At 39.1% G+C, this 17,404-nt stretch carries 21 protein-coding genes; 12 read left to right on the top strand and 9 right to left on the bottom strand.

Annotated features, from left to right (window positions below):
- The first annotated feature begins 60 nt into the window (after positions 1-60).
- The 3 genes from LC090_RS18870 to LC090_RS18860 are packed head-to-tail and all read left to right on the top strand — an operon-like array spanning position 61 to position 3,789.
- Positions 61-1,584, top strand: coding sequence for a spore germination protein (locus LC090_RS18870; protein ID WP_226659563.1), 1,524 nt, complete (start codon positions 61-63; stop codon positions 1,582-1,584).
- The gene (locus LC090_RS18865; RefSeq protein ID WP_226659562.1) at positions 1,571-2,659 is read left to right on the top strand and encodes a GerAB/ArcD/ProY family transporter; all 1,089 of its coding nucleotides are present in this window, start codon (positions 1,571-1,573) and stop codon (positions 2,657-2,659) included. Before LC090_RS18870 ends, LC090_RS18865 begins: the two co-directional genes overlap by 14 nt.
- The gene (locus LC090_RS18860) at positions 2,656-3,789 is read left to right on the top strand and encodes a Ger(x)C family spore germination protein (protein ID WP_226659561.1); all 1,134 of its coding nucleotides are present in this window, start codon (positions 2,656-2,658) and stop codon (positions 3,787-3,789) included. Before LC090_RS18865 ends, LC090_RS18860 begins: the two co-directional genes overlap by 4 nt.
- A 21-nt stretch (positions 3,790-3,810) precedes the next feature.
- On the opposite strand, the gene LC090_RS18855 is transcribed toward LC090_RS18860, so the two are convergent.
- Positions 3,811-4,125: a hypothetical protein gene (locus LC090_RS18855; protein WP_226659560.1), complete on the bottom strand. Its 315-nt coding sequence runs from the start codon at positions 4,123-4,125 to the stop codon at positions 3,811-3,813.
- A 136-nt stretch (positions 4,126-4,261) separates the two neighbouring features.
- On the opposite strand from LC090_RS18855, the gene LC090_RS18850 reads away from it, so the two are divergent.
- Entirely contained in the window at positions 4,262-4,429 is a 168-nt protein-coding gene (locus tag LC090_RS18850; protein WP_226659559.1) for a YfhE family protein, read from the top strand.
- 124 nt (positions 4,430-4,553) lie between these two features.
- Here LC090_RS18850 and LC090_RS18845 read toward each other — a convergent pair whose 3' ends face one another.
- Complete coding sequence (locus LC090_RS18845; protein ID WP_226659558.1) at positions 4,554-5,216, bottom strand: N-acetylmuramoyl-L-alanine amidase; 663 nt, start codon at positions 5,214-5,216, stop codon at positions 4,554-4,556.
- Positions 5,217-5,379: 163 nt separating this feature from the next.
- On the opposite strand from LC090_RS18845, the gene LC090_RS18840 reads away from it, so the two are divergent.
- Together LC090_RS18840 and LC090_RS18835 are read left to right on the top strand one after the other, a co-directional pair.
- Positions 5,380-5,943 (top strand): sigma-70 family RNA polymerase sigma factor, encoded by a 564-nt coding sequence (locus LC090_RS18840; protein ID WP_226659557.1) that lies wholly within the window; start codon positions 5,380-5,382, stop codon positions 5,941-5,943.
- Between the two features lie 8 nt (positions 5,944-5,951).
- Positions 5,952-6,578: a hypothetical protein gene (locus tag LC090_RS18835; protein WP_226659556.1), complete on the top strand. Its 627-nt coding sequence runs from the start codon at positions 5,952-5,954 to the stop codon at positions 6,576-6,578.
- Between the two features lie 94 nt (positions 6,579-6,672).
- On the opposite strand, the gene LC090_RS18830 is transcribed toward LC090_RS18835, so the two are convergent.
- The gene (locus tag LC090_RS18830; protein WP_226659555.1) at positions 6,673-7,716 is read right to left on the bottom strand and encodes an ABC transporter permease; all 1,044 of its coding nucleotides are present in this window, start codon (positions 7,714-7,716) and stop codon (positions 6,673-6,675) included.
- Positions 7,717-7,736: 20 nt separating this feature from the next.
- Positions 7,737-8,594, bottom strand: a complete 858-nt coding sequence (locus LC090_RS18825; RefSeq protein ID WP_226659554.1) for an ABC transporter permease subunit — start codon at positions 8,592-8,594, stop codon at positions 7,737-7,739.
- A 149-nt stretch (positions 8,595-8,743) separates the two neighbouring features.
- Here LC090_RS18825 and LC090_RS18820 point away from each other — a divergent pair, with 149 nt between their 5' ends.
- From LC090_RS18820 to LC090_RS18810, 3 genes are all read left to right on the top strand, one after another.
- Entirely contained in the window at positions 8,744-9,691 is a 948-nt protein-coding gene (locus LC090_RS18820; RefSeq protein WP_226659553.1) for a hypothetical protein, read from the top strand.
- Positions 9,672-10,553, top strand: coding sequence for a protein-glutamine gamma-glutamyltransferase (locus tag LC090_RS18815; RefSeq protein ID WP_226659552.1), 882 nt, complete (start codon positions 9,672-9,674; stop codon positions 10,551-10,553). Before LC090_RS18820 ends, LC090_RS18815 begins: the two co-directional genes overlap by 20 nt.
- Before the next feature lie 85 nt (positions 10,554-10,638).
- Positions 10,639-11,178: a GNAT family N-acetyltransferase gene (locus LC090_RS18810; protein WP_226659551.1), complete on the top strand. Its 540-nt coding sequence runs from the start codon at positions 10,639-10,641 to the stop codon at positions 11,176-11,178.
- 33 nt (positions 11,179-11,211) lie between these two features.
- Here LC090_RS18810 and LC090_RS18805 read toward each other — a convergent pair whose 3' ends face one another.
- On the bottom strand, positions 11,212-12,492 hold the full coding sequence (locus tag LC090_RS18805) for an MFS transporter (RefSeq protein WP_226659550.1): 1,281 nt from the start codon (positions 12,490-12,492) through the stop codon (positions 11,212-11,214).
- 174 nt (positions 12,493-12,666) lie between these two features.
- On the opposite strand from LC090_RS18805, the gene LC090_RS18800 reads away from it, so the two are divergent.
- Together LC090_RS18800 and LC090_RS18795 are read left to right on the top strand one after the other, a co-directional pair.
- Entirely contained in the window at positions 12,667-13,200 is a 534-nt protein-coding gene (locus tag LC090_RS18800; protein WP_226659549.1) for an RNA polymerase sigma factor SigX, read from the top strand.
- A complete protein-coding gene (locus tag LC090_RS18795) occupies positions 13,200-14,360 on the top strand; it encodes a hypothetical protein (RefSeq protein WP_226659548.1) in 1,161 nt (386 codons plus the stop codon). The genes LC090_RS18800 and LC090_RS18795 overlap by 1 nt, the downstream gene beginning before the upstream one ends.
- A 71-nt stretch (positions 14,361-14,431) precedes the next feature.
- On the opposite strand, the gene LC090_RS18790 is transcribed toward LC090_RS18795, so the two are convergent.
- The 3 genes from LC090_RS18790 to LC090_RS18780 form a co-directional block, all read right to left on the bottom strand.
- Positions 14,432-14,899, bottom strand: a complete 468-nt coding sequence (locus tag LC090_RS18790) for an endolytic transglycosylase MltG (protein ID WP_226659547.1) — start codon at positions 14,897-14,899, stop codon at positions 14,432-14,434.
- Entirely contained in the window at positions 14,892-15,095 is a 204-nt protein-coding gene (locus LC090_RS18785) for a hypothetical protein (protein ID WP_226659546.1), read from the bottom strand. The genes LC090_RS18790 and LC090_RS18785 overlap by 8 nt, the downstream gene beginning before the upstream one ends.
- 296 nt (positions 15,096-15,391) lie before the next feature.
- Complete coding sequence (locus LC090_RS18780) at positions 15,392-16,018, bottom strand: NUDIX hydrolase (protein WP_226659545.1); 627 nt, start codon at positions 16,016-16,018, stop codon at positions 15,392-15,394.
- A 138-nt stretch (positions 16,019-16,156) separates the two neighbouring features.
- Here LC090_RS18780 and LC090_RS18775 point away from each other — a divergent pair, with 138 nt between their 5' ends.
- Positions 16,157-16,627, top strand: coding sequence for a BsuPI-related putative proteinase inhibitor (locus LC090_RS18775; protein WP_226659544.1), 471 nt, complete (start codon positions 16,157-16,159; stop codon positions 16,625-16,627).
- A 72-nt stretch (positions 16,628-16,699) separates the two neighbouring features.
- Here the strand turns inward: LC090_RS18775 and LC090_RS18770 are convergent, their stop codons facing one another.
- Positions 16,700-17,368 carry a DUF1836 domain-containing protein gene (locus tag LC090_RS18770; protein ID WP_226659543.1) on the bottom strand — a complete coding sequence of 223 codons (669 nt, stop codon included), beginning with the start codon at positions 17,366-17,368 and terminating at the stop codon, positions 16,700-16,702.
- Between the last annotated feature and the right edge of the window lie 36 nt (positions 17,369-17,404).

Raw genomic sequence — 17,404 nt, 5'->3', positions numbered from 1 at the left:
TAACTTTACCAATTCATCGCAAGCTATAACCAACTATTCTTATTTGGAGGAGGATGCACCATGAGACGCGGCAAACGAAAATCAGTTCGAAATGAACCTTATCAAATTCCTACTGCTACTGAATCATGTGAGGCATTTTTTTCTCTTGAGCAAAACAAAGAATATATTATCTCGAAATTTCATCATACAGAGGATATTAAATTCAGAAGAATGACGATTCAAAATATTGCCTGCATCCTTGCCTACTTAGATCCACTAGTTGATGAAGATAAGCTTCAAAAAACAATTATGAAACCATTAATGGAAAAGAACAAATTAGACATAGAAGATACGGTAACATCTAAGGAATATCGACGTTCTAAGAACTTACAAGAAGCTGTCTCTGGATTAACTAAGGGCTTTGTGGTTCTCTTTATAGAAGGTTATCAACACTTTTATTTACTAGAGGCTTTTTCTGCAAATTCTAGGGCAGTGTCTGAACCAATAAATGAGCAGGTGGTTCGTGGTTCACACGAAGGATTTGTTGAAAATATTATGCAAAACCTTCAAATGCTTCGTCGGAGAATCGAGAACCCTAACCTTGTGATACGTTTCTTTCAAGTTGGAAAAACAACCGACACAAAATTAGCTATTATTTATCTGCAGCACCTTGTCAACCCAGACCTCATTCAAGAAGTTGAAAAAAGAATTACGTCAATCCAAACGGACTCGATTCAAACGCCTGGATATGTAGAAGAGTTTATCGAAGATTCGCCTTTTTCTCCTTTTCCACAAATGCTAAGTACAGAACGACCAGATCGGTTAACGGCTCATGTTATCGAAGGTCGAATCGGTTTACTGATGGAAGGGAGTCCTTCTACCTTAGTCATGCCCGTCACGTTCTTTGCCTTTTATCAATCACCAGAAGATTACAATAGTCGGTGGTACATCGGTTCCATTTTAAGGCTTATTCGAGTGGCGAGCTTTATCTTTGCTTTAGGGCTACCTTCCCTTTATATTGCCACGGTATCCTTTCACTCTGAGGTGCTACCTGCTGAATTGATATTAAATATTAAAAGTTCGCTCGAAAATGTGCCGTTTCCACCATTACTCGAAGCACTCATCATGCAAATTATCCTTGAATTGTTAAGAGAAGCTGCCATTCGCCTCCCTGGTCCCATTGCACAAACAATCGGTATTGTTGGAGGTTTAGTGATTGGAACAGCGATCGTTGAAGCGAATCTTGTCTCTAATATGATGATTATTGTAGTAGCACTAACGGCTATTTCTTCCTTTGCTGTTCCTTCCTATGAAATGAGTATGTCAATTCGGCTCCTTGGATTTCCACTTATGCTTCTCTCAGCCTCCTTTGGCTTCATAGGGCTTGTATTTGGACTATCCATTATCCTGATTCATTTATGTGGCTTAGAAACGTTCGGTACACCCTACTTTTCACCTCTTGCACCGTTTCGCTTTAATGAATTAAAAGATTCGATTATTCGTCTGCCAAGATGGTTGCTTGGAAATCGACCAACAGATGTCCATGCCCAGTATCGTAAGCAGGAATGGCGTTCAAGAGGATGGAAAAAGAATGAAAACGACTAGCACAATTAATAACGCACAGCTCTTTTTCATTATTTTTCAAACCCAAGTAGGAGTAGGAGTTCTTTCCCTTCCATCGTCCTTATATGCAGAAGCGGGAACTGATGGATGGATTACACTTATGATCACAGGTGGCGCCATTCAGCTCGTTGTTTTTATCCTATATTTTTTAAGCAAGCGATTCCCCTCTTTAACGTTATTTGAATATGCACCTAAAATTGTTGGTAAGTATGTAGCGTTCATCATTTCCTTTCTGTATGTTGCTTTCGCTATCGCAACTGCTGTTATTGTGTTGGAGCTATTTGAAACAACCATCAAAACCTGGATTTTGTTTCGCACTCCGATGCTCGTCATTTTGCTATTGTTAACGGTCAGCGGGACCTATCTTGCAGTTGGGAAAATCAAGGTGATGGGAAGGTTTTATCAATTTGTTTCGGTCCTCATTATTCCGCTTGTCTTGATGTCTGCTTATACGTTAAAGGATGCAGATATACGGTACATTCTTCCTCTTGGACAAAATGGTATGGGCACTATTTTTAAAGCGACGCAAAAAGGGATTGTCTCTATGCTCGGCTTTGAAATTGTATTATTTGTCTATCCATATGTGCAAAACAAGGGAAAAGCAGCACTTAAAAGTCTAACTTTGGCCAATATAGCTGTAACGAGTTTATATACCTTCTTGACATTTACAACGTATGTCTTTTTTAGTCCTGGTCAGCTTGAAATAATTCCAGAACCTCTCGTGTATATGTTAAAAGGTGTGTCTTTTATTATCGTGGACCGAGTTGATTTGCTTTTCCTTTCCATCTGGATCATTTCGGTTATGACTTCATACGTTTCTTACTTATACATTGCTGGTAGAGGCATTCAACACTTAACAAAGAGAAAAAAAACAACTGGTTCGATATTGGTAGCGGCTATCCTCGCTCTGATATTTTCAATGTTTTCTCATGATCGCTATACCGTTGAAATGCTTTCTAGTTACCATGCAAAGGCAAGCTATTTTTTTGCACTTGGCTTCCCCCTCGTTCTTTTGCTTGTTAGCCTTTTATTTAAGAAGAAAGAGGAATCACAATGACAAAAACACGATACCTTTCCATTATTTGTTCGATTAGTCTTCTATTCCTAACCTCTTGCTGGGATCAAGAACTTTTAAAAGAATCCAAACTTATTTATGGTGCAGGATTTGACTACGAAAATGAGAATGAAATTCGTACAACGTTTGTTGTTCGTAATCTTGGTGTTCCAGTTAGTCAAGGTGGCGTCTACTCTAATCGGGTTCTATCCGTTGCAGGTTCTTCTCCTAGAGACACACGTATAAAAATGGACCGCATCATTTCGAAGCAGGTAACCGCATCCAAAAACCAGCTCCTTCTTTTAGGTGATGAAGTCGCTAAGCATGACATTGATCATATGTTCGATATCTTATATAGGGATCCTAAGAGTCCTCTGGATGCTCGTATCGGCATTGTTGAAGGACGAGCAGAGGACATCTTCAATTTAGATCATATTGGCGATACGCTGATAACCGAATTTACAACGAATCTTATTAAAGGCGCTGAGAATAAAACAGAAGCTCCGCGTATGACAGTAGAAAAAGCGTTTCGCTATTCTCATGATATTGGACAGGACTATGCCTTTCCATACATTAGTTATAATGAAGAGGTCGGTGCACCTGAGATAAACGGAATTGCTCTATTTCATCAATCAAACTTTACCGGGGAAGTCCTCCCTCCTTTTGACGCTACACTTCTACTTCTTATGGCTGATGCCAAAAGGAAAAAAGCAAGTATAGTTGAAAATATTGGCGAGCAACACGACCAAGGATTCCTTACTCAAACCGTTACCATTAACATTCAAAATGCAAAATCAGATATTAAGTATTCCTTTCAGAATGGGAATGTAAGTAAAGCCGTTGTCCATCTTGAAGTGAGAGGGAATATCGAGGAATATCCTCAAGATCATCTCTTTAAAGAAAGTCAGGTAAAAGACATCGCGGATGAGTTATCGAAGAAATTAACGGAAAGAGGTAACAATTTACTGGCAAAGCTGCAAGAAGCGAACTGTGATTTTCTTGGAATAGGTCGGGATCTAAACGCTTATCATCATGAAGCATGGCACCCTAAACAGTGGGATAAAGAATACTCAAAACTAAATCTAGAAGCAAAGGTAAAAGTGAAGATCTCAGAAACAGGAATCATTAAATAGAAAGAGAATGAGTATTTTCACTCATTCTCTTTCTATTTGCTTCATCTCTTCAATTGTCGGTTCTTTTGAGCCATACCAGGAATAAGCCACTTCATATACGTCGCCTTCCTGCACAAGGTTCCAGGCCATTTCCTCCTCCATCAATAATTCAATGGCCTCACCTTCTCCTTCTGCCTGAACAAACACATAGAAATGATGATCCGTACTTTCTTTCTTAATGACTTCTCCTCTTTCAAGATGTTCTTCATGCACATATGTGTACCTTCCAATCACAAAAATGCTAACAAGCACCACGATACTAGCAATCGATAGATTTAATACTCTCTTTCTTCTCATAACGCCTCCAACAAGTAATGGTTTACTAATAAAGTACCACAAACATGATTTGTTTAACAAAGTTAGACATGAATGTTTAATGGAAATTCCACAAGGGTAACCCCAAAATAAGAGACATTACAAGGAGGAATTACAAATGGCTAAGAATTCTCAATATCAACCGATACATGAAAGTGGTTTTTCTCTAAGCGACGCTCAAGAGGTAAAATACGCGAAAGACTTTAAGAAAGCAGATATCGCAGGTGGCATTCGCAAACCCAAAGTGAAGCGAGCTAAGAGCGAAAATCCCGATTTGCTTAAGTAATGATTCGCTTACTAACATGAAGTAGCAACGAAACAGTGAATTTAAAGCTTTTATGAAATAGGTAGAAAAATCATGATAAATAAAGGGAGTGAGGCCAACAGCCTCACTCCCTTTATTTGTATCCTTACACACTTTTACCGTCTTGTTTCACAAAGGCTTCGTAGCCCTTTTTCTTCAATTCTTCACGTAATTCTTCAGCCCTCCTCTTCTCTTTATAAGCACCCACTTGAACCAAATACATCGGTCTCGTAAGATCGCCTTTTATATACCGCACAGCTGCAAGTGCTGCTTCTTCTGCTAACTGAAACCGAAAGGAGCGTACATTTAATTTCTTTCGATCGATAGCAGAGTCAAGAAAGCCATATTCAATAATGAGGGTTTCAACATTGCCAGTTAATCGGTGCATAAAATAATAATCTTTCCCGTTGGACCCCTCTTTTGAAAAAATCCGACGTATGGGCATACCAGTCTTCTTCAATGCATTAGCCACATTTTCAGCAAAACCGGAAGCTGTATATTTCGAATAAATCACCTCTGCTCCGCTTCCTCCGCCCGCATTAAAATGATTGCTTAAACAAACGGTTGCCCCAGATGATTTAACGAGCTCAGAACGCTTTTCAGGGGTCAAATCAACATCTGCGTTTCGCGTAACCTTACAAGGAATTCCAAGGTTTTTCAGAAACTCATATTGATGTAGCGATACCTCTAAATTCCAATCTTTTTCCTTTAATCCATTTGTCATTGCCCCCGGGTCTTTTCCACCGTGACCAGCATCAATGAGTATCATTCTCTACTTCCTCCTTGTCCTATAGTAAAAGTTAAACGCTCTCACCTTATATATCGTTTAAAAAGAGGAAAAAGGGGCATAGAGATCAAATTATTTAGTGGTAATTGCAACCTTTCATCTTCAGATTCGTCTCTATAGTAAACGCTTCTCAAAGGATGATTGTATGAACGAAAACTCCCAGGATGACTTTAGATTCGATTTTAGCAACTATACAACTGTTCAAAAAACGGAATTAATCGAAGAATTAATGGAAACATACGGTGAATCCTTAGTAAGGCTCGCTTATACATATGCGAAAGATTGGGGAAAAGCGGAGGACATTGTACAGGAAGTTTTTCTTGCTTGCTTTCTAAAGCTTCATACTTTTAGGGGAGAAGCTTCGTTAAAAAACTGGCTCTATCGCATCGCAATTAATCGATGTCATGATCATGTTCGAAGCTGGTCTTTTCGTAATATCATCCTGACGAATCGGATGATGCAATTTATCAAACATCACACCGCCTCTCCCGAACTTACAGTTGTAAAAAATGAAGAATCCATTAAGCTACGAACAGCCATTTTCCAACTTCCTTTAAAATACCGAGAAACCTTTATTCTGTACTACCATGAAGATTTATCGATAAGAGAGATTGGTTCACTCCTTGATACAAAAGAGGCAACGATCAAATCGAGACTACATCGTGCGCGTCGTCTTCTTGAATTAAGTCTGAACAAAGAAAGGGAGTGAATACAAAGATGGAGGACAACCATTTAAAAACAAGAGTAAAAGAAGCTTTATTTCATAAACAACACTTTACGAGTCGAAAAAAAGAACGAATGCTTGAGAACATCCTGCTTGCCCATTACAGTAAAAATAAGAAAAAGCGAAATTTAACGCTAGAGTGGATTGGTATAGTCGCCTGTATCGCTTTATTTATCATTACCACCTTGTCTGTTACCGGTGTTCCCTTGGACGCACCTAAAATACAAGAGGCTTCACTCCTTGAAAAGAATGCTCCCTATGTTAGTGCTGCGTATATGAAGCGCGCTTCTGAAATTGCTCACCGTGATTTGGAAATTATCGATGTTACTTATTTTTCAAAGGATTCCACTGTTTATCTCGATCTTATGGTTTCGGAGACACTATCCGAGCAGAAGATGAAGGAGGTGGCAACAGAATATTTAGCTGTACTCTCCCATCTGTATCAAACGGATAACAACAATACCAATGACCTTTGGAACTACTATAATGTAGAACTGACACTAAAAGGAGACAGCGATTATCCTACTATGGCTTATTTTGATGAAGTAGACGAATCCTTTTATCTAAAAGGCTCAAAAAGCAAGAAGGATAACAAGATTCAATGGTACTCGTCCTCCTAAGCAAATAAATCATCAAAAAAAGGAAAAGCGCATAGTATTGTGCTTTTCCTTTTTGAATATTAACTGTTTCCTCAGTATAGATAAGAAGCTAATACTACCTGCTGGCTGTTTTTCGTTCTTCTGCCTGTTCAGATCTTCCTAGGAAATAAAATGCGCTCGAATCGATTTCTCTTTTATTCTTTTCAGTTCGTTTATTAACTGTTGAACGTTTCATTGTCTGCTTTTCAGTTAATTGCTTAAATCCTTCTAGCATTAAGTTCACACTAAAAATAACAAGGACAAAAAACAATATAGGAACGAGAGGGATCCACGAATTGTATGGTAGAAACTGAAAGGTAGAGCCGATTAACCCTGACCATTCAGATGATACAGAACGGTATTCATCTCCTAAGATCGGATCTGGATTAAAGAAAGTTCCACCGAAAAACAATTTCAATAAGCCTAGATGCAGTAAGAGAATGAGCACATTAATTATTTGCTGTAGGAAAATGATCACCATCCGCGGTCCAAGATGAGGCAAGATGTGTTTAGTTAAAATATGCACTTTAGAGCCGCCTAACGTTTTGGCTCCCTCAATAAATCCTTTTCCCCAAATGGCATTTGTTTCATTCGATATTAACGTTGTTGTGGTCGGAATCGCAACCGCAGTTAAAATAACAATTTCAAAGACAATGCGTTCAAGGTATGAAAATTGGAAAGTCCCTTCCATACCGTTTTCCATTAAAACCCCGCTAAGAATAAAGTAACAAAGCAGGGAGATAGGTATGTACTGCATAGCATCTACGAATCCTGATGTGCTTCTTAACGTTCTCCGAAAATAAGTCCCACCGATAGCGCCTGCAACAAACGAGAGCGCCATTCTCATTGATGCTACTAGAAAAGCAATGCCGATTGTATACTTTGCCCCAATGATGATCTGATCTAGTAGATGATAACCATACTTATCTGTACCAAATGGAGGAACCTGCAATGGCGTAAATGGGGAACGGTCAACTAAGTTTCCGTCTTGATCATAAAGCATAGACGTTTGTGGCACAACATCTTGATAAACGAAGAAATAATACAAACTGCTCCCAAGTAGAAGAGCAATAATGGCTGTTCCTATCACAAGCATTGGATTTTTCAGCGCACTTTTCACGATTTTCTCCTCCTTTTCACCTATAGTAAGGCTTCTTCCTTAGCGGCCTGCTCCGCTACAAGCTGATAAATTGTTAAAAAAATAAATATTGGAATAAAAAGCAAGAGTGCGCTTACTGTAAAGATTTCCGGTGTAGGATGCTCATACATAAAACGGATCAATCCATTAAGGTTAAACACATATTCCATGATAAAAAGATTCGATAGTGCAAACCAAACAATTGATCGCGAATGGAAATAGATTGATAAAATTGTATTTCGAAAAACATGGACTAAAAATATTTTTGTTGAATCTACCCCTTTTGTTCTTGCAAGTTCAACATATGGTTTCTCCACTTCCTCCTCTAGAACATGTAGCATAATCCTATACAATAACAAGGCAGGTAAAATAGAGAGAATGAGAATCGGCATCGTATAAATGCGTTCAAATGCTGCAACATCCATCAATAGGAAATCTGTTTTTTTGTAAAACCAAATCACACCGATCTGAACAAGTGCGAGCACAAAGACATCTGGAAAGGATTCTGTCATAAAAGCGACTCTTTTGAACCATTTTTGAATGAACTTGGGAGAACGATAAGTGAGATATGTAAATAGAAATGCAACAAAAAAAGCAAGAAGTAAAGCGCTGAACAAAATCACAATAGAATAGGTAAGATAATCTAAAATACTAGGAAAAAGTTGATAACTCTCATTTCCTGAACGAAACGTTAACTGTTGAAAATGAATGATTTGTTCAATCGTACTTTGTAGTCTTTTCATGTAACCCCCAGGGTCCAACCTCATTCCAGTAAATAGTCCTGGTAAGGATCCAAGTAACAACACACCAAAGAACGCAGCGATAAATTGAAAGCCAATGCGCACAGCCTTATTCCTCATATATTTACTCCTTTCATGACGAGCATCTACCTTTAAGACGGGATGACTAGCCAAAGGTTTCATAAAAATCGGAAACTTGAATATATGTGATGAAGTGCCCTTCTTTCGAATAAGCTTGTAACAGTGCATTTTCGAAAGGAGGCAACACGTTGAAACGCTCTGTCTCACTTGAAATCATCCGTAAAACAGAAGGCATTAAACGTCTGGAGCAATATATGAGGGAGCTTATTGATCACGATAGAAAAGTAGCAACCTCTCTCTTAAATGAAGAAACGCTTACGTATCCGACCTTATATGTCCTCTCATCTTTCATAAGAGAGCATCACATGGCCAAACACTTATCAGATCGAAACAAAATTGCTTTATCAATTCAAAAGGATATTCTTGCAAAAGAGCGCGCACCAGCAGCTCCATTCCCATATTCCATCTGTGATCTTCCACAATACATCCATTCTGTCCTCAGATGGATGGTAGAAACAGGATCTGACGAGAAATTAAATACCCGTTTTCGCTTAGTGATTGATCGTGCCGCTGGGTTACTGACAACAATTTATCAACACCCCGATGATCTTTCCCTTGTTTCAAATTTACTTTTCAAGCGAAGACGTGCTGGCCACTCGACTCACTATGTTACTTGGGCTTATTTTTCCTCTCAAAACATTTCAAGTCTTCTTCCAATTGGTGAAAAACTATTATCGCCTCATGAAGAAGAAGTTGCATTTGCAAGGGAGCTTCTCCACTTTATTTCTGGTTTAGACCAAAGCGATGACCCCTACGTCTACTTTAGAAGTTGGTATGAAGAAAACCTTCCATATCTTCTTCATAATGAAAATAGCTATGAGTTAACTGCTGAGCTCACACCATACATTGTCGATCACGATACAAAGTATCGGGAAAGCTTCTCTTTTATAGAAAATGTTCCCTTAAGGGAACATGGATTTCAATCCCTATCTGAACATGAAAAAGAACAATTAGCTAATCTTTCGTACAGAATTCGAATGAGGTCACGTAGTGAATGGATCGAGTGGATGAATCGCCCCCTGAGTGCCCAGTTAATGTTCATGGAGGAGGTTCAGCATGATAACAATAGCAGGTAGCAGTGCGAGTAAAGAAATTATTGTTAATGCTGGAATACACAGCCCACTTGAATTAACCATTCTCGACGTCATGTTCATGAGTTCTTATACGTATGCCTTCAGGTCCATCGATGCTTTATTGTTTGAAATCCGATTTCGCGTATCCATAACGAGTAGTTCACGTGAGCTTTACTACAGCGGGGCTCAATTTGCTGATTTTTATCGTTCTCGGTGTAATCCAATGTTTTGGCATCTCTTACCAGACGGTGCGTTTCAACTTAAAAGCGGTGTACCTGCTTCAGAAGCGATTTTGGATATTTATCGGAACGGACCGATGTACGCCTTTGAGTGTGCTACGGCGATGATCATTATCCTCTATCATGCTGCTGTGAAAATGTTGCCAGCTCCCAAATTCAATCAATTATTTGCCAATATGCGTTTGTGGGGATGGAAATTCGATCAAGATTTACAAATTGTGCATAACATTCCACCTGACTATCTTCCTGGAGATATTCGTTATGTAAAGAATCCTGATGTAAATCCTCTTACACCTGAATGGCAGGGAGAAAACATCGTTGACTTGGGAGATGGTACTTTTTTCGGCCACGGCCTAGGTTTTCGAACAATTGAAGGAATGATAGAGGCGCTTGCCATGCGACGAAGACCAGGAGCAACGAGAATGCCATACTTAATGCTTCCAGCCACAAGACCCGGTTTTTCTTATTTATATCAGTACTCGTTTACTCGATCGATTTCAGAAAACTCAATTTTACTTTTTGACAATGGTCTAGAACGCTCAACACTCTCCCCTGAAGAATATGAGAAGAATCGTAATGAACTTCTCAAGAATTTCATTACGATTCGTGTCGGAAACACCTCCTAATTGAATTCGGGCTATTCTATGGGATATCCGCCCTCTACCCTTTCGATCTAGAACATATGGTAAGGGTAAAAGGATGGTGAAGTGATTGAAAGACTTTCCTACCATAGAAACAAAGCGGCTTATCCTTACTTCTCTAAAGGAAGAAGATCAAAACTCTCTTTTCTCAATTTTTTCGGATCCAAATGTTACGTATTATGATGGCGGGAAAGTAATGAAAACAAAAACCCAGGCGCTTCACTACATTCGAGCTTACAAAGACCCCTCCTCCATCTTATTGACACACACGATTCGATTTGGAATTCGCTTAAAGAGTTCAGGAGAATTAATCGGTACAGCAGGTTTTCAAAACTGGGATCGTACGTCTTCAAAAGCAGAGATTGGCGCTATCCTATCTAAAAATTACTGGAGCGGAGGATATGGGGTTGAAGCGGCAAAAGCCATTATTGATTATGGTTTTCAACAAATGAAACTTCATAAAATTTATGCCCAAACGATTGAAGATAACCGTTCAGCAGTAAAACGGCTTGAACAATTAGGTTTTCATAAAGAAGGGCATTTTCATGATCATATTTATATGCATAGGCATTATTATGATGTAGTGGTTTATTCGCTCCTAAACAAGTAAGCGCTCCTTCCGAACGACAGAAGAAGCGCTTTGTTAGGCTTGTTTTCGTGGAGGTGGTGACAGAAACGCAGCAACCGATCCTAGGACAGGAAAGATGAGAATAATCAATAGAATTTCTGTATAACCTCCAAAAAGATCAAATGCAATTCCGAACGGAAGCGGCCCAAAAGCTGAGCCAATAACCATTGTTGTCGTCGCAATTCCCTTTATACTCCCGAGATGTTCTCTTCCGAAATAGTTTGGCCAAATAATATTTAGGGTGATTCGCTCAATTCCACCGATGATTCCCCAAAGAACGGCAAATACAATCGCAAGCAAGTAGCTTTGAACTTGAGTTAAAAGAAGAAGAAACATGATTTGTCCGACAAAAGATAGTCCAAGTACAATATGTACGTGAACACGCTCAAGAATAAACCCGGATACCATTGTTACAGGAAAACCGACAATCGCCATAATACTTAGGATAATGGCAGCCGTACTGCCTGGCACTCCTTGCTCTCCTAGTATCGAAAATAAATGGAACGTTAAACCAGTATTCACTAGAGCTGGGATACTAACACAAAAAAGAATGAGCCAAAATGCCCTCGTTCTCATGGCTTCCTTCACAGTCCAATTTACCTCAAATTCCTCATCCTCTTCTTCTTCCTCTAGTTTCTCTTCACGGCGCTCTGCAAGCCTTTTTTTCGAAACGGCATGATCAGGAAGAAGGCCAATATCTTCAGGCTTATTCTTCACGATAAAATAAACCACAGGTAAAAAAACGACAATAAGAGCAATACCTAGAATTCTCCAAGCATTTTCCCAACCGAAAGAGGAAATTAACCAGGTGTTTAGCGGCGGGAAAGAAGCAGAACTAAGGAATCCACCAATCGCCATAAAACTTAGGGCCCTGCCGCGCTTTAATATAAACCATTGAGGGACTAGCGTGTTTGGTATAAGCGTCATCGAACCCTGCCCAAATAACCGAAGCATAAAGAAGCCAATGAATAGCATAACAGGTCCAACAACAAAGCTGTTCCAAAAGCAAGCAACTGCAAGGAACGCTCCTATCGTTAGCATCATCCTGCGCTGACCATATTTATCTACTAATCTTCCAACAATAAATAGTAAAAGCCCTGCTGCTAATGTCGCTGTGGAATAAATACCGGAAACAAGCGATCGACTCCATCCAAATTCTTGAATATAATAGTCTATGAAAACAGAAACGCCGTAAGTTTGTCCCGGTCCTGAAAAAAAGACCGCAATAGCTGCTACTATGACAATATACCATCCATAGAAAATGGACGAATCATGTGACTTTACCGATGACTGCATGACATTCTCCTTTCTAAAGCGGTAACTAAATCCCATTTTATCGAAGAAGAGAAAAATTCAAAAGTCATCCCACTTTTCTATCATTTGTGAACAAATGCCCCCTCGTTTTGTCATCTTCCTGTAACCTTTTCAATAGATAACTCGTTTTGTTTTATAGAAGAAGGAGGGGTGAGAATGGATAAGACATTTGAGCGCTTGTACGACCACTATCATACGAACTTATTTCAATTTTTATTCTATATGGTAAAAAACAGAGCCATTGCAGAAGAACTCGTTCAAGAAGTCTATATTAATGTGCTTCGTTCTTACAATAACTACGAGGAACGTAGCAATGAAAAGACGTGGCTCTTTGCCATTGCGAGAAATATCGCAATCGATTATTTACGAACGCACAACCGAAGAACATCGAGATGGCTTAGCAAGTTTGATTTTAACAAACAGCAGCCAAAAGATGATGCCCCTCTTCCTGAAGAAATTCTGCTTCAAAAGGAAGAAGTGCAGACCATTTATAAGTGTTTGAGAGAATGTACACTTGATCAGCAGCAGGTTCTTATTCTTCGCTATATTCAAGAACTCTCCATAAACGAAACCGCCGAAATTCTAAACTGGAGTGTTAGTAAAGTGAAAACAACTCAGCACAGGGCGATTAAAGCCCTAAGAGAACTTGTCGATGATCCATCCAATCATCAACTAAAGGGGGTCTTATGATGAACGATCGTACAAAATCCCTTCTTTCTAAGCTACCCGTTGTAAAAGATGAAAGAAGCAAAGAAACGATTTATGAAAATATCGAGAAAAAAAGGAATGAACAGATGTTGAAATCAACGAAAAAGAAAACGCCCTGGATCATCCCGGGGATCGCTGCTGTTATTGTTCTATTGCTAGCTGTTCTCATTACGCCTGGCCTCTTCAACCAAAATAACGAAGCTACGAATATAGCGATCACCCAATCTGATTCAGAAGAAACAAGTGCTACTCCTTCGATTAGTGGAAATGATTCAAAAGCAGAACATGCAACTTTAGCACCTGCTGAAGAGCCGACTGTGTTTCATAACTACATCCCAGCATTTCAACAATCTGAAGGAACAAGTGTAGTCATTTCGTACCCTGATCCAGAGAGCATGCTACTTGTACCGCTTTCCTTTTCATTAGATAAAAGCAAAAGTACACAAGAAAATATCGATTTCATCTTAACGAACTTTCCTGCTTCCGATTATGCACTTGAACACTCACCAATAAGCGAAGCTACATTTGATTTTATCACTACGAGTGAAAATCCAACGCTTGTCGTCAACTTTTCAGAACCTGGTGATGGGCTTTCATCTACAGAATCTATCATGATAAACGATAGCGTTCAGCAATTGGCAAAAAGCCTTGGGGCGGACCAAATTAGCTGGCAAACGAATGGAAAAGAAGGGTACACACTGGGGAATTTTGGTGAAGCTGATCCTTTAGTAAATAAGAAGCCGACCCCTTTTTATCTTTATGAGTCAAGTACTGGGACGCATTTTCTCGTAAATGGACCGGCCCTTCAAGGTGAAGAAGGGGCTGAGATGGATATGGCTCTCTCTCTTATGAAAAACGGTGATCCGAACACTCCTTCTCTCACCCCATCCATTCCAGCTACAGTTTCCATATACTCTTTCGATGGAAACGGATCAGAAGCAACCATTACCTTTACAGAAGAAAGCACTTTTGCATCGGAGGAAGAAGCCATGCAAACAATTGAAGCATTAATGCTTGTAGCTTCCCAATACAACTATGAAACCATTCGTTTTGAAAATACGGGTTTTGACAAAATTGGAAGGTATTCATTAGACAAGCCTCTAACAATTCCATCTTCTCCTAACGGTGTCGCGCTAAATTAAACCTTAAGCCAGATAACCTCATAAAATGAAACTAATGAAAACACCCGGCACAGGTTTGCCGGGTGTTTTCTCTATCTCGTAATTTCTTCTACTATATCAGCAGAAGACATATCTGTATTTAGGATGTAATCTCCTGGTTGTACAGCCATTTCTTTATCCATATCTCGGAGTGATTTAATAAAGTCATCCGATTTCTTGACTAATTTCTTATTCTGAAGACTTTGCGCCACTTCTTGGCTCGTCATGCCCTCTTTAATGGTGAAATTAATCTCTTCAGGCTGATCCTCTGAATCCTCTTTCTCAGCTTCCTGTGTTTCCTTCTCTTGTTCAACGACAGGCTTTTCTGCTTCTTTAAGAGATTCATATTCTTCCTTCGCAACCATCACCATGCCATTTTCCTCTAAATGCTGTTTGACCATTGCATCTGTCACTTCATTTTCTTCTGCTTTAGCTTGTGAAAACATAAAATAGTAAGCTGTTAAAAGAACCGCTGCAAACAGCAGACCGGCTGCAATTCCTTTTGCTTCTTGCTTACTCATTTGGACCACCACTCACTGACTTTGCTTTGCTTTCTAACATTTCGGTACGTTTTTTTACCGTCTTTAGTTCTTTCATTAAGTTAATATAAACATCATCAACTTGTCCTTTCACTTCTTTCGCATAGTCCTTTACGAAATATGAGTAAATAAAGAACCCAAGTGACGCGGCAAGTAAAACAAAAATAATGGTTAACATTGTTTTCCCCCTATGAAATGTTTGGCACACTCTCTCTATACTGCGCTTTTATCCAATTAATTCATTCGCATCTTGATGTTGATTTTTGTCGTTTACTTATTAATTTTGATCGAAAATTGCAACAAACCGTGCTAATACTAAATCACACCTTCCGAATGAATAACCTTATGAAAGATCATGATCGTTTTCGTTATCAATAAAAAAACTAGAAAAAACCGACATAAATCGACCTTTTCTAGTTTACCTATATTTCAATTAATTCACAATAGCTCTTAATTAAAAAATGAGTTCTATGGCTATTTCACATCCAATAATTGAATAAAATGAAACAAAATCCTTGCCGTCATCCCCCAAATCACGTAATCACGATAGTGATAAAAAAACTCAGGCATACTTGAGGAAGACCAGTTGTAATCTTCACCATTTGGAATAAGGTGAAAAGGAAAGCTGTCATCCGGCTGGACATGAACACGAATATCGTGTCGCTCTGGTGGATGGTTGATAAAATGAGAAAGAGGTACTGTAAAAACCTCCTCTACCTCATCTGGATTAGGAGATAGTTCAGAAGCGACGTTAATCACGCCTGCAAAAGGATAGACAATGGATTGAAAAGAGGTCACAAGGAAATCTAATTCTCCCATGACAGATACTTCTCTTTCTAGAATCCCAAGCTCCTCGCACGTTTCTCTAATCGCTGCATTTTTAGGACTTTGATCATGGCGGTCTACTTTTCCACCTGGGAAACAAACTTCTCCAGGCTGCCTTCTAAGCGTATGAGCTCTTACTTCAAATAAAACATGGAGTTCTCCCTGACGTTCAATTAAAGGTAGGAAAACAGCAAATTTATAGAACCGTTCATTTCCAAGAACATCTGCACTTCTATCATTTATCTTGGCATGTATATCTACTAATGACGGCTTCATTCTATCGATCTCCTTTCAATAAACCTGTCCCTCTATTATATGGGTTATCTAACTGTATATCCTGTTTTTTGCTGCTTGTTCAAAAGAATTGTAACTTTCGAGATCTCCATCTCGTCTAATCAAGAAAGGAGTGATGGAATGTTAAAATACGTGATGATTGGAACAATGGTCCTCCTTACTTTAGCTGGATGTGGAGAGGAGAACTCACTCATGACCACAAATAACAAAAGTAGTGAAGAGGTGTCGGGAGGGTCTTCCGGTATTGTGGCCGGCTCCCTTGAACCAACGCTTACGCTACAAGATATTCAACATGATACAGCCACCTTCTTATATCGTCTTCAAAATCAAACGGAGCAAGTTCAAACGATTCACTTTCCAAGTAGTCAAAAGTATGACTATGTCCTCTCTGATGATAAAGGGGAAGCCCTGAAAACCTATTCAGCTAATAAAAGCTTTGTAAAAGAAAAAGAGAATGTTGAACTAAAACAAGCTGAAGTACTTGAATATACGATTATGATTGAAGATCTTGCACCTGGAAACTATACACTAGAAATGTGGCTAGCTACTGATGAGCAATACAAACAAACGATCGAATTTTCAATTAAATAAACGAAACGAGCTGCGGCCTGATTGGAGGAAGCAGCTCGTTTTTTTTGTGTTCCCCTTTTTCCAAAACGCTTCTCACTTCCATACCTCTTCAAGATATTGTTTCGATAATGATTGATAATAAGAAGCTTGAACGGAAAGCGCGGCGGAGATAAGCAATTTTTCAATATCTTTTCTTTGCTTTTCAGTTAGGTCTGTAAAAATGGAGGATAACTCCATAGCCTTCTTTCTAAGATCTTCCTTAGAAGGTTTTACTTTCGTATGGATCGCTCCAAATAGTTGCGAATAAGCCGTGTAAAAAGAGAGGGGATCAATTAGGTCATCATTTCGATCAGCCGGGTTATTAAACGCAAACTTTAGAAGTAGACGAATACTTTCAAAATCATGTGTATTCTTCAAATCTTCTACAATAAATAAAATCGCCGCTTGCTCGATGGCGTATTTTTTCCCCAGTTGAGGGGCGCCTATCCAATCTTTGATGTCTCTTTTCACCCAATTTTGAACAGCAGTCGAACGAAAACTTGCGTACTCAAGCTGATTGCCAAGCGTCACTATTTCATTTATCGATAATCCAAAATTCCCTTCACTAGCTTTTGATAATTTACTAAAAATCGTTGGTAACTGTTCTTTTTTACATCCAGATCTTTTAACTGCCTTCATTAAGATCGGATCTGGCACTTCCTGCCTACGAATGGTTTGTAGAATCGTTCCCATTTCTGTTCTAGTTAAATAAAAGCCTTTCATCTTTCACCTCTGTATTTAAGGTCATTTGAACTTATC

This window comes from Guptibacillus hwajinpoensis (assembly GCF_020524165.1).
Classification (GTDB): Bacteria; Bacillota; Bacilli; order Bacillales; family Guptibacillaceae; genus Guptibacillus; species Guptibacillus hwajinpoensis_D.
Note: the sequence above shows the minus strand (reverse complement) of the source record. Positions and strands in the feature narration are given on the sequence as shown.

Bases quoted from the DNA above. Each gene is read 5' to 3' on its own strand.
- LC090_RS18870 (WP_226659563.1), top strand. From the start codon at position 61: ATGAGACGCGGCAAACGAAAATCAGTTCGAAATGAACCTTATCAAATT.
- LC090_RS18865 (WP_226659562.1), top strand. From the start codon at position 1,571: ATGAAAACGACTAGCACAATTAATAACGCACAGCTCTTTTTCATTATT.
- LC090_RS18860 (WP_226659561.1), top strand. From the start codon at position 2,656: ATGACAAAAACACGATACCTTTCCATTATTTGTTCGATTAGTCTTCTA.
- LC090_RS18855 (WP_226659560.1), bottom strand. From the start codon at position 4,125: ATGAGAAGAAAGAGAGTATTAAATCTATCGATTGCTAGTATCGTGGTG.
- LC090_RS18850 (WP_226659559.1), top strand. From the start codon at position 4,262: ATGGCTAAGAATTCTCAATATCAACCGATACATGAAAGTGGTTTTTCT.
- LC090_RS18845 (WP_226659558.1), bottom strand. From the start codon at position 5,216: ATGATACTCATTGATGCTGGTCACGGTGGAAAAGACCCGGGGGCAATG.
- LC090_RS18840 (WP_226659557.1), top strand. From the start codon at position 5,380: ATGAACGAAAACTCCCAGGATGACTTTAGATTCGATTTTAGCAACTAT.
- LC090_RS18835 (WP_226659556.1), top strand. From the start codon at position 5,952: ATGGAGGACAACCATTTAAAAACAAGAGTAAAAGAAGCTTTATTTCAT.
- LC090_RS18825 (WP_226659554.1), bottom strand. From the start codon at position 8,594: ATGAGGAATAAGGCTGTGCGCATTGGCTTTCAATTTATCGCTGCGTTC.
- LC090_RS18815 (WP_226659552.1), top strand. From the start codon at position 9,672: ATGATAACAATAGCAGGTAGCAGTGCGAGTAAAGAAATTATTGTTAAT.
- LC090_RS18805 (WP_226659550.1), bottom strand. From the start codon at position 12,492: ATGCAGTCATCGGTAAAGTCACATGATTCGTCCATTTTCTATGGATGG.
- LC090_RS18800 (WP_226659549.1), top strand. From the start codon at position 12,667: ATGGATAAGACATTTGAGCGCTTGTACGACCACTATCATACGAACTTA.
- LC090_RS18795 (WP_226659548.1), top strand. From the start codon at position 13,200: ATGAACGATCGTACAAAATCCCTTCTTTCTAAGCTACCCGTTGTAAAA.
- LC090_RS18790 (WP_226659547.1), bottom strand. From the start codon at position 14,899: ATGAGTAAGCAAGAAGCAAAAGGAATTGCAGCCGGTCTGCTGTTTGCA.
- LC090_RS18785 (WP_226659546.1), bottom strand. From the start codon at position 15,095: ATGTTAACCATTATTTTTGTTTTACTTGCCGCGTCACTTGGGTTCTTT.
- LC090_RS18780 (WP_226659545.1), bottom strand. From the start codon at position 16,018: ATGAAGCCGTCATTAGTAGATATACATGCCAAGATAAATGATAGAAGT.
- LC090_RS18775 (WP_226659544.1), top strand. From the start codon at position 16,157: ATGTTAAAATACGTGATGATTGGAACAATGGTCCTCCTTACTTTAGCT.
- LC090_RS18770 (WP_226659543.1), bottom strand. From the start codon at position 17,368: ATGAAAGGCTTTTATTTAACTAGAACAGAAATGGGAACGATTCTACAA.